Origin of the sequence: Pseudomonas sp. PA-1-6B (assembly GCF_021609545.1) — a bacterium.
Classification (GTDB): Bacteria; Pseudomonadota; Gammaproteobacteria; order Pseudomonadales; family Pseudomonadaceae; genus Aquipseudomonas; species Aquipseudomonas fluorescens_BV.
The window spans coordinates 40,085-49,136 of sequence record NZ_WJZM01000044.1; the positions used below are offsets into that span (position 1 = coordinate 40,085).

The window sequence follows — 9,052 nt, forward strand, 5'->3', positions numbered from 1 at the left end:
GTTATCCTCTTCAGGCGGTCGCCTTTGATTCCAGGAAGTCCTGGGCGAAACGTTGCAACACGCCACCGGCCTCGTAGATCGACACTTCTTCGGCGGTGTCCAGGCGGCAGGTCACTGGCACCTCGACACGTTCGCCATTCTTGCGGTTGATCACCAGGGTCAGTTGCGCACGCGGGGTGCGCTCGCCGACCACGTCATAGGTTTCACTGCCGTCGATTTGCAGGGTGTGGCGGTCGGTGCCCGGCAGGAACTCCAGGGGCAACACGCCCATGCCCACCAGGTTGGTGCGGTGGATGCGCTCGAAGCCTTCGGCGGCAATCGCTTCCACACCGGCCAGGCGTACGCCCTTGGCCGCCCAGTCACGGGACGAACCTTGGCCATAGTCGGCACCGGCGATGATGATCAGCGGCTGCTTGCGCTCCATGTAGGTTTCAATCGCTTCCCACATCCGCGTGACCTTGCCTTCCGGCTCGATACGCGCAAGAGAGCCCTGCTTGACCTTGCCGTTTTCCTGCACCATTTCGTTGAACAGTTTCGGGTTGGCGAAGGTGGCGCGCTGCGCCGTCAAATGGTCGCCCCTGTGGGTCGCGTAGGAGTTGAAGTCGACTTCCGGCAAGCCCATTTTCGCCAGGTATTCACCGGCGGCACTGTCAAGCATGATCGCGTTGGACGGCGACAGGTGGTCCGTGGTGATGTTGTCTGGCAGCACCGCCAGCGGGCGCATGCCTTTGAGCGGCCGTGCACCGGCCAGCGCGCCTTCCCAGTACGGCGGGCGGCGGATATAGGTGCTTTGTGGGCGCCAGTCGTACAGCGGCGTGACCTTGGGCCCGGTGTCTTCGTGGATGGCGAACATCGGGATATACACCGCACGGAATTGCTCGGGTTTCACCGAAGCCTTGACCACCGCGTCGATCTCTTCATCGCTCGGCCAGATGTCTTGCAGGCGGATTTCCTTGCCGTCGGCATCCAGGCCGAGCACGTCCTTTTCGATGTCGAAACGGATGGTACCGGCAATCGCATAGGCCACCACCAGCGGCGGCGACGCCAGGAACGCTTGCTTGGCGTAAGGGTGAATGCGCCCGTCAAAGTTGCGGTTACCCGACAACACTGCGGTGGCGTACAGGTCGCGGTCGATGATCTCTTGCTGGATCACCGGGTCGAGCGCGCCGGACATGCCGTTGCAGGTGGTGCAGGCAAAGGCCACCACGCCAAAGCCGAGTTTTTCCAGTTCATGGCCCAGTCCGGCTTCTTCCAGGTACATGGCCACGGTTTTCGAGCCCGGCGCCAGGGACGACTTGACCCACGATTTGCGGGTCAGACCAAGCTTGTTGGCGTTGCGTGCCAACAGGCCGGCGGCGATCACGTTGCGCGGGTTGCTGGTGTTGGTGCAACTGGTGATAGCGGCGATGATCACTGCGCCGTCGGGCATTTGCCCCGGCACGTCATCCCATTGGCCGGCAATGCCTTTTGACGCCAGGTCGCGGGTGGCCAGGCGGGCATGGGGGTTGCTCGGGCCGGCCATGTTGCGCACGACGCTGGAGAGGTCGAAGCTCAGGTTGCGCTCGTACTGCGCGCCTTTCAGGTCGTCTGCCCACAGGCCAGTGTGGCGTGCATATTGCTCGACCAGGGCGACTTGTTCGTCTTCGCGACCGGTGAGTTTGAGGTAGGCAATGGTTTGCGCGTCGATGTAGAACATCGCGGCGGTGGCGCCGTACTCCGGGGCCATGTTGGAGATGGTGGCACGGTCACCCAAGGTCAGTGCCGAAGCCCCTTCGCCGAAGAACTCCAGCCAGGCGCCGACCACCTTTTGCTGGCGCAGGAATTCGGTGAGCGCCAGCACCATATCGGTGGCGGTGATGCCCGGTTGCAGCTTGCCGGTCAATTCCACGCCAACGCTTTCCGGCAGGCGCATCCACGACGCACGGCCGAGCATCACGCTCTCGGCTTCCAGGCCACCGACGCCGATGGCGATCACACCCAGGGCGTCTACGTGAGGCGTATGGCTGTCGGTGCCGACACAGGTATCCGGGAAGGCCACACCGTCACGCACTTGAATCACCGGGGACATTTTCTCCAGATTGATCTGATGCATGATGCCGTTGCCCGGCGGGATCACATCGACGTTCTTGAAGGCCTTTTTGGTCCACTCGATAAAGTGGAAACGGTCTTCGTTGCGACGGTCTTCAATGGCGCGGTTTTTTTCGAAGGCTTGCGGGTCAAAACCACCGGCCTCGACGGCCAGGGAGTGGTCGACGATCAGTTGGGTGGGCACCACCGGGTTGACCTGCGCCGGGTCGCCGCCTTGCTGGGCGATGGCATCGCGCAGGCCGGCGAGGTCGACCAGTGCGGTCTGGCCGAGGATGTCATGGCACACCACGCGGGCCGGGAACCACGGGAAGTCGAGGTCGCGCTTGCGCTCGATCAGTTGGCTCAGGGACGCGTCGAGAGTGGCCGGGTCGCAACGGCGCACCAGGTTCTCGGCGAGCACGCGCGAGGTGTAGGGCAGCGCGGCGTAGGCGCCGGGGGTGATTGCCTCGACAGCCGCACGGGCGTCGAAGAAATCCAGGCGGCTGCCGGGGAGCGGTTTGCGAAATTCAGTGTTCATCATCAGGACTCGGTCACGGTAAGTTCGAAAGGTGAACTGTCGACACTGGCTTTGTTTCCTGTGGGAGCTGGCTTGCCTGCGATGGCATCACCTCGGTGTACCTGTCACACCACAGTGATGCCATCGCAGGCAAGCCAGCTCCCACAAAAAAGCACATGAACCAGCGGGCACAGCCCATCCCATTCAGCGACGTTCGATTGGCACGAACTTGCGCTGCTCAACGCCGGTGTACTCGGCGCTTGGACGGATGATGCGGTTGTTGGCGCGCTGCTCGAACACATGCGCAGCCCAGCCGGTCAGGCGCGAGCATACGAAGATCGGCGTGAACAACTTGGTCGGGATGCCCATGAAGTGGTACGCCGAGGCATGGTAGAAATCGGCGTTGGGAAACAGCTTCTTCTGTTCCCACATGGTCTTGTCGATGGCTTCGGAGACCGGGAACAACACAGTGTCGCCCACTTCGTCAGCGAGTTTTTTCGACCAGCCCTTGATCACCTCATTGCGCGGATCGCTGTCTTTATAGATCGCGTGGCCAAAGCCCATGATCTTGTCTTTGCGCGCCAACATGCCAAGGGTGCCTTCAACCGCTTCCTGGGCCGAGGAGAAACGCTCGATCATTTCCATCGCCGCTTCGTTGGCACCGCCATGCAGCGGGCCGCGCAGGGAGCCGATGGCAGCGGTGACGCAGGAATACAGTTCGGACAATGTCGATGCACACACCCGTGCGGTGAAGGTCGAAGCGTTGAATTCGTGTTCGGCGTAGAGGATCAGTGACACGTTCATCACTTTGACGTGCAGCTCGCTCGGCTTCTTGCCATGCAGCAAATGCAGGAAGTGGCCACCGATGCTTGGCTCGTCGGTCACGCAATCGATGCGCTGGCCGTCGTGGCTGAAGCGATACCAGTAGCACATGATCGCCGGGAACGCGGCGAGCAGGCGGTCGGTGACATCGCGCTGTACGCTGAAGTCTTTCTCCGGCTCGATATTGCCCAGGAACGAGCAACCGGTGCGCATCACGTCCATCGGGTGGGCGTCGGCGGGGATGCGTTCGAGCACTTCCTTGAGCGCCTGGGGCAGGTCACGCAGTTTGCTCAGCTTGTTGCTGTAGGCGGCCAGCTCGGCCTGGGTTGGCAGTTCGCCGTACAGCAGCAGGTAGGCGACTTCTTCAAACTGGGCGTCGGCGGCCAGTTCGCGCACGTCGTAGCCACGGTAGGTCAGGCCAGCGCCGGCCTGGCCCACGGTGGACAGTGCAGTCTGCCCGGCGACCTGGCCACGCAGGCCAGCACCACTCAATACTTTAGCTTCAGCCATGTTCGTTCTCCAATTTTGTAGTTGTTCAGGGAACCACAGGGTTTATTTTTTCGCGGCAAACAGCGCGTCGAGCTTCTGCTCGAAGGTGTGGTAGTCGATGCGATCGTAAAGCTCCATGCGCGTTTGCATGGTGTCGATCACGTTCTGCTGGGTACCGTCGCGACGAATCGCGGTGTAGACATTCTCGGCGGCCTTGTTCATGGCACGGAAGGCCGAGAGCGGGTACAGCACAATGGAAACATCCGCAGATTTCAACTGTTCGGTGGTGTACAGCGGTGTCGCGCCGAACTCGGTGATGTTCGCCAGGATCGGCGCCTTCACGCGGGAGGCGAACAGCTTGTACATCTCCAGTTCAGTGATGGCTTCCGGGAATACCATGTCGGCACCGGCCTCGATGCACGCGGCTGCACGCTCCAGGGCGGACTCCAGGCCCTCGACTGCCAGGGCGTCGGTACGCGCCATGATCACGAAGCTGTCATCGGTGCGCGCATCCACGGCGGCCTTGATGCGGTCGACCATTTCCTGCTGGGACACGATTTCTTTGTTGGGGCGATGACCGCAGCGCTTGGCGCCCACCTGGTCTTCGATATGGATGGCGGCGGCGCCGAACTTGATCATCGACTTGACGGTACGCGCCACGTTGAACGCCGAGGAGCCGAAACCGGTGTCCACGTCCACCAGCAGCGGCAGGTCGCACACGTCGGTAATGCGGCGCACGTCGGTGAGCACGTCATCCAGGCCGGTGATACCCAGGTCCGGCACGCCGAGGGAGCCGGCGGCTACACCGCCACCTGACAGATAAATCGCCTTGAAGCCGGCGCGCTTGGCCAACAGCGCATGGTTGGCGTTGATGGCGCCCACCACTTGCAAGGGCTGTTCACTGGCGACGGCGTCACGGAAACGCTGGCCGGGAGTGCTGTTGTTGTTGGAACTCATGACTCACCTCGTGATGAAGGCGCACCGTCCGGGAAGTGACGGGCAATGTTGCGTTTGGAGGCGCCGATATGCCGGCGCATCAACAGTTCGGCCAGTTCACCGTCGCGATCGGCAATCGCGTCCAGAATGCGGTGATGCTCGGCAAAGGCCTGGCGTGGACGATTGGGGGTGGCGGAGAACTGGATGCGGTACATGCGCACCAGTTGATACAGCTCGCCGCAGAGCATTTGGGTGAGGGTGCGGTTACCGGCACCTTGAATGATGCGGTAGTGAAAATCGAAGTCGCCTTCCTGCTGGTAATAGCCGACACCGGCCTGGAACGCCGCATCCCGTTCGTGAGTGTGCAACACCTGGCGCAGCTCCTCGATCTCTGCGTCAGTCATGCGCTCGGCGGCCAGGCGACAGGCCATGCCCTCCAGGGACTCGCGAATCTCATACAGTTCGACCAGCTCGGCATGACTCAAAGACACCACGCGTGCGCCGACATGAGGCACCCGCACCAGCAGGCGCTGGCCTTCCAGGCGATGGATCGCTTCGCGCAGCGGGCCGCGACTGATGCCGTAGGTGCGCGCCAGCTCCGGCTCGGAAATCTTGCTGCCGGGGGCGATTTCGCCTTTGACGATGGCGGCCTGGATACGCCGGAAGACGTTCTCCGACATGGTCTGGGAATCGTCTGGTGCCACCGATGGTTTTTCCAGTTGCTCCAGCATATTGTCGACACCTTTAAAATCAATGCCGCAAAAACTAGCCAATAAGCCTCTCACAGTCAAAGAATAAATACACATTGTCGACAATCGTCTAATAACCCCCTCATTCGCTTGCCAAGGCATGGCCGCCTGCCAGCGCTGGCGCCAAAAAAGCATCATGTTAGAATGCCCGCCGCTTTTGCCTGACATCAAATGATGAAAGGGCGCACCCGAGATTGCGCAGCAATGCCAGTCCCCATGAAATGAACAGTGCACTGCCCTGCCTCAGGATTTATGAGACTCAAGCCTTACCTACTAGTGATGTGCCTGCTGTGCATACCGAGCCTTGGCGCTGGCGCCGAGAAGACCGTGTACGGCCTGAATGAATACGCCAAGCTTGCGGGTATCGACCTGGAAGTGGCGGCCAAACTCGACACCGGCGCCAAGACCGCCTCGTTGAGTGCCCGCGATATCAAGCGCTTCAAGCGCAATGGCGAATCCTGGGTACGCTTCTACCTGGCCATCGACACCGCCCATTCCCACCCCATCGAACTGCCCCTGGCGCGCGTCAGCAAGATCAAGCGCCGCGCCGGCGACTACGATCCCGATGAGGACAAGAACTACACCGCCCGCCCAGTGATTGCGCTGGATATCTGCATGGGCAGTGCTTTACGCAGCATCGAAGTGAACTTGACTGACCGCAGCGCATTCCAATACCCGCTGCTGATTGGCTCCGAAGCCTTGAAACGCTTTGATGCGCTGGTCGACCCTAGTCTTAAATATGCAGCAGGCAAACCCGCCTGCGCCGCCGACGCTTAATACCGCCGAGTAAACCGAATGCGCTCTCTGACCCTGCACCTGAAAATCCTGATCACCTTGCTGGTGGTGCTGGGCATTTCGGTCACCGCTTATCAGATCTTCGTGCTGGGAATTCCCGTCACCGAAGATGCCACCGACGACTTGTGGAACATCGACGCCAAGGTCGAGTTCGTCGCCAACCCGAAAGACCCGGTCAAGATCCAGATGTTCGTGCCGCCCTTGAGCCGCGACTTCGTCAGCCTCAATGAGAGCTTTATCTCGAACAACTACGGGGTGAGCGTCAACCGCATCGACGGCAACCGCAAGGTCACCTGGTCGGCGCGTCGGGCCAAGGGCAACCAGACCCTCTATTACCGCCTGGTGCTGACCAAGCGCTACAGCGGCGAAAAGGTCAAGATCAAAGGCCCGACCTTCCGCGACAGCATGCCCGTGGAAGGCCCCGAGAAGATCGCCGCCGAAGCCTTGCTGGCCCCGATCCGCCAGCACTCGGCCGACGTCGAGACCTTTATCAGTGAGGCCATCAAGCGCACCAACAACCTCAACGACGACAATGTGAAGTTGCTGCTGGCCGGCGACCCCTCGACGCCGCACAAAGCCAAGATCGTCGAACTGCTGCTGTCCATCGCCCACGTGCCGGTAGAGAAAGTCCACACCATCCGCCTGGTGGCCGACCAGCCGCAAACCCCGGAACTATGGCTGCGCAGTTTCAACGGCAACGACTGGCTGTACTTCAACCCGGAGACTGGTGAACAGGGCCTGCCCGCCGACCGCCTGCTGTGGTGGACCGGCGATGAAAACCTGATCACCGTCGATGGCGGCAAGAAAGCCATGGTGACCTTCAGCCTGAACAACAGCGAGATGAACGCCATCCGCCTGGCCAAGCTGACGGACGAAAACACCGACGCCAACTTCCTCGAATACTCGCTGTACGGCCTGCCGCTGCAAACCCAGCAGACCTTCATGATCATGGTGATGATCCCGATAGGCGTGCTGGTGATCTTGATCCTGCGCAACCTGATCGGCCTGCAGACCCTGGGCACCTTCACCCCCGTACTGATCGCCCTGGCATTCCGCGAGACCCAGCTGGGCTTCGGGATTGTGCTGTTCACGATCATCACGGCACTGGGCCTGTCGCTCCGGTCGTACCTTGAACACCTTAAACTGCAGATGCTGCCGAGGCTGTCGGTGGTGCTGACCTTCGTGGTGGTGCTGATTGCCGCCATCAGCCTGTTCAGCCACAAGCTGGGGCTGGAACGCGGCTTGTCGGTGGCGCTGTTCCCGATGGTGATCCTGACCATGACCATCGAACGCCTGTCGATCACCTGGGAGGAGCGTGGCGCCAACCATGCGCTGAAAGTGGCGATTGGCACGCTGTTCGCTGCGTCCCTGGCGCACCTGATCATGAGCGTGCCGGAGTTGGTCTACTTCGTGTTCACCTTCCCGGCGATCCTGTTGATCCTGGTGGGCTTCATGCTGGCCATGGGTCGCTACCGCGGCTATCGCCTCACCGAGCTGGTGCGTTTCAAGGCGTTCCTGAAGGCTGACTCTTGATGTTCGGCTTCTGGAAGACCTGGAAGGCCCTGGAAGCGCGGGGGATCATGGGCATTAACCGGCGTAATGCCGACTACGTGCTCAAGTACAACAAGCGCAGCCTGTACCCCATCGTGGATGACAAGATCATCACCAAGGAACGGGCCCTGGCGGCCGGCATCCACGTGCCGGAAATGTACGGGGTGATCTCCACCGAAAAGGAGATCGACAAGCTCGACGAGATTATCGGTGGGCGCAGCGACTTCGTGATCAAGCCCGCCCAGGGCGCCGGCGGCGACGGCATCCTGGTGGTGGCCGACCGGTTTGAAGGGCGCTATCGCACGGTGTCCGGCAAAATCATCAGCCATGAGGAGATCGAGCACCAGATTTCCAGCATCCTCACCGGCCTGTATTCCCTCGGCGGCCACCGCGACCGCGCGTTGATCGAGTACCGCGTGGTGCCCGACCAGATCTTCAAGAGCATCAGCTATGAAGGCGTGCCGGACATCCGCATCATCGTGCTGATGGGCTACCCGGTGATGGCGATGCTGCGCTTGCCCACCCGCCAGTCCGGCGGCAAGGCCAACCTGCACCAGGGCGCGATTGGCGTGGGTGTAGACCTGGCCACCGGCCTGACCCTGCGCGGCACCTGGCTGAACAACATCATCACCAAGCACCCCGACACCACCAACGCGGTGGATGGCGTGCAACTGCCCAACTGGGACGGTTTCATGAAGCTCGCCGCCGGCTGCTATGAGCTGTGCGGGCTGGGTTATATCGGCGTGGACATGGTGCTGGACCAGGAAAAAGGCCCATTGATCCTCGAGCTGAACGCTCGGCCTGGGCTGAACATCCAGATTGCCAACGATTGCGGCCTGACTTTGCGCACCCATGCGGTGGAGGCACGGCTTGAAGAGCTCAAGGCGGCCGGGGTGACAGAAACCCCCGAGGAACGGGTGAAGTTCGTGCAGGAGATGTTCGGGCATATTCCGCCGGTTGAAGGCTAAGCAGCGCATCGCAGGCAAGCCCGGGCTCGATGGGTGGGAGCTGGTTTGCCTGCGATAGCTTTCTGACAAGCCATTTGCCTCTCAGCCTATACCCTCTATCGAGCTATCACCGACATCCCCTCTAGGAGCAAGTCCTACAGAGGACTACAATCCCCTCC

At 61.2% G+C, this 9,052-nt stretch carries 7 protein-coding genes; 3 read left to right on the forward strand and 4 right to left on the reverse strand.

Translation table 11 applies throughout. The features are described from left to right. Window positions 1-10 precede the first annotated feature (10 nt). The 4 genes from acnD to GIV35_RS19630 form a co-directional block, all read right to left on the reverse strand. Window positions 11-2,605, reverse strand: a complete 2,595-nt coding sequence (acnD, locus tag GIV35_RS19615; RefSeq protein WP_236264458.1) for a Fe/S-dependent 2-methylisocitrate dehydratase AcnD — start codon at window positions 2,603-2,605, stop codon at window positions 11-13. Window positions 2,606-2,788: 183 nt separating this feature from the next. Then, a complete protein-coding gene (gene prpC, locus GIV35_RS19620; RefSeq protein ID WP_236264457.1) occupies window positions 2,789-3,916 on the reverse strand; it encodes a bifunctional 2-methylcitrate synthase/citrate synthase in 1,128 nt (375 codons plus the stop codon). A 42-nt stretch (window positions 3,917-3,958) separates the two neighbouring features. After that, a complete protein-coding gene (gene prpB, locus GIV35_RS19625; RefSeq protein WP_003193320.1) occupies window positions 3,959-4,852 on the reverse strand; it encodes a methylisocitrate lyase in 894 nt (297 codons plus the stop codon). Further along, a complete protein-coding gene (locus GIV35_RS19630) occupies window positions 4,849-5,562 on the reverse strand; it encodes a GntR family transcriptional regulator (protein WP_014719500.1) in 714 nt (237 codons plus the stop codon). Before GIV35_RS19630 ends, prpB begins: the two co-directional genes overlap by 4 nt. A gap of 270 nt (window positions 5,563-5,832) precedes the next feature. On the opposite strand from GIV35_RS19630, the gene rloA reads away from it, so the two are divergent. The 3 genes from rloA to GIV35_RS19645 are packed head-to-tail and all read left to right on the forward strand — an operon-like array spanning window position 5,833 to window position 8,894. Beyond that, entirely contained in the window at window positions 5,833-6,357 is a 525-nt protein-coding gene (gene rloA, locus GIV35_RS19635; RefSeq protein ID WP_014719501.1) for a retropepsin-like aspartic peptidase RloA, read from the forward strand. Window positions 6,358-6,375: 18 nt separating this feature from the next. Beyond that, window positions 6,376-7,908 carry an osmotic stress tolerance membrane protein RloB gene (rloB, locus tag GIV35_RS19640; RefSeq protein WP_105227806.1) on the forward strand — a complete coding sequence of 511 codons (1,533 nt, stop codon included), beginning with the start codon at window positions 6,376-6,378 and terminating at the stop codon, window positions 7,906-7,908. After that, window positions 7,908-8,894, forward strand: coding sequence for an alpha-L-glutamate ligase-like protein (locus GIV35_RS19645; protein WP_003193326.1), 987 nt, complete (start codon window positions 7,908-7,910; stop codon window positions 8,892-8,894). Before rloB ends, GIV35_RS19645 begins: the two co-directional genes overlap by 1 nt. Window positions 8,895-9,052 lie beyond the last annotated feature (158 nt).